This window comes from Paenibacillus sp. P3E (assembly GCF_001909045.1).
Lineage (GTDB): Bacteria > Bacillota > Bacilli > Paenibacillales > Paenibacillaceae > Paenibacillus_AQ > Paenibacillus_AQ helianthi.
Genome location: NZ_LVWH01000152.1, coordinates 1 through 692, shown reverse-complemented (window position 1 = coordinate 692; position 692 = coordinate 1). Strand labels below are relative to the sequence as shown.

The following is a 692-nucleotide window of genomic DNA, read 5'->3' as shown; positions in this document are numbered from 1 at the left end:
TTATAATACCGACAATCTTGCCTTCATACGGCTTTAAATCTATCTTGTTACTTGAAAGATTCCCTTCTGGTAAAACATCCTTTTCATAAATTATATGTTTATCATTTCCATCACTTATCTCGATTTTAACTTTTGCGCCATCGCTTATTTCATAAGGCATATAATATGAGACAAAAAGTTTATTCCTCAAACCTATTTTCACCTCATCAAACAGCACACTATAATTACTAATTATTGTTGGATTGCTACCTTTAAAGTTTATATCATTTTCATCCAGAATAAATCCACCTTTACCATTCGGAGTCGGTAGATCGATATTTCCAGGCGAAATAGTCGCTTTAGAAAAATCGTTAATTAAATTCTTTTGTACATTAAATTCGCTTATTTCACTTCCCTTTTCTATTTTTGTAGTAACATTTATAAACTTCTTTTTGGGGAAATCAAAAGCTAATATTATTGTTTTATTTTTCTCATATGAACTTTCGTAAATCGAGTTTATATCATCCACTAAAACTAAATCTATAGGTTCTTTATAGTACGGTTTAAAGAACATAGACTCTGCAATGGGCCAATCCAACTCCGAATTTTTTTGAACAATTATTTTATATTTAGGAAGTTCTTCTTTGTACTTTTGTACAGTCTCTTCATAAAAGGAATTTGCAATTTCCTGACTATACATAAAGAAAACATTA

1 protein-coding gene is annotated in these 692 nt (G+C 29.5%); it reads right to left on the bottom strand.

What is annotated here, in order from left to right; translation table 11 throughout:
* On the bottom strand, positions 1 to 692 hold a 692-nt coding region (locus A3842_RS32510; protein WP_178382346.1), incomplete at both ends, for a hypothetical protein.